Source organism: Pseudomonas sp. E45-MNA-CIBAN-0222 (assembly GCF_040310405.1).
Classification (GTDB): domain Bacteria; phylum Pseudomonadota; class Gammaproteobacteria; order Pseudomonadales; family Pseudomonadaceae; genus Stutzerimonas; species Stutzerimonas stutzeri_AC.
In genome coordinates, this window is the sequence record NZ_JBEOPU010000046.1 from 1 (window position 1) to 1,331 (window position 1,331).

General features: G+C 58.3%; 1 protein-coding gene. It reads left to right on the top strand.

What is annotated here, in order from left to right; genetic code table 11:
- Nucleotides 1–1,331 (top strand): transposase (locus tag AAEZ08_RS22705; RefSeq protein WP_500125150.1); only part of this gene is annotated, 1,331 nt, incomplete at its 3' end.

A 1,331-nucleotide genomic window follows, 5' to 3' on the forward strand; every position in this document is an offset into this window, starting at 1 on the left:
ATGATGGGACAGTTACCGGGAGGACAGCAGCGCCTGTTCTACTCGTTCAATCTGGAAGATCACGTCCCGGGCCAACACCTCCTGCGCAGCATCGACCAGTGCCTGGATCTTAGTGATCTGCGTGCCTACCTGGCGGATTTCTATAGCCCCATCGGGCGTCCCTCGATTGACCCGGAGTTGATGGTGCGCATGCTGGTCGTCGGCTACTGCTATGGCATTCGTTCCGAGCGGCGATTGTGCGAAGAAGTGCACCTGAACCTGGCCTATCGCTGGTTCTGCCGGCTGGGCCTAGAAGACGAAATCCCCAATCACTCGACCTTCTCGAAGAATCGCCATGGCCGTTTTCGTGACAGCGATCTATTCCGCTGGTTATTCAATGAGGTGCTGCGGCGCTGCATGGCAGCCGGCCTAGTCAAGGGTGAAGGTTTCGCTGTCGACGCCAGCATCATCAAGGCGGATGCCAGCCGGCAACGTGGGGTGGCTGGAGATGAAGTCGATTGGCGCGATCCAACACTCAGCAGCCGCGCCGTGCGCGAGTACCTCGAAGCCCTTGATGAAGAGGCGCTGGCTGAAGCTCTTCCCAAGAAAATTTCGCTCACCGATCCTCAGTCCCGTTGGACAGCAGCGCCAGGCGGCCCGGCCTACTTTGCCTACTCCACGAATTACCTGATCGACACTGAGCACGGTGTGATCATGGACGTGGAAGCTACCCCGGCGCACCGTACCGCCGAAGTCGATTCGACTAGAACGATGGTCGAGCGTGTCGAAGCGCAGTTCGACCTCACACCGGAACGTCTTATCGGCGACACCGCTTATGGCACTGCCCCGATGCTGGCGTGGATGGTCGAAGAGAAGGACATCGAGCCGCATGTGCCGGTGTGGGACAAGACTGAGCGCAAAGACGACAGCCTCTCCAGTAACGACTTTCACTGGAATCAGGAAGCCAATGAATACCGCTGCCCAGCCGGCAAACCACTACGCAGTGAATGGCGCGCCTTCACCCATAAAAGATCGCGGGTGACCAAGGCCAACACCATCATTTATCGCTCCAGCCAAACCGACTGCACCGCCTGTCCTTTGAAAGCGAAATGTTGCCCCAATACGCCGAATCGGAAGATCGTCCGCAGCATCCATGAGGCTGCCCGCGATGTGGCCAGGCGCATCGCCAAGACACCGGAATACCTCGTCTCTCGCTGCGAACGAAAAAAGGTGGAGATGCTGTTCGCCCACCTCAAACGGATCATGAAACTCGACCGTTTACGACTGCGTGGCCTGACAGGTGCCACTGACGAATTCACTTTGGCGGCGACGGTGCAGAACCTGCGACGCAT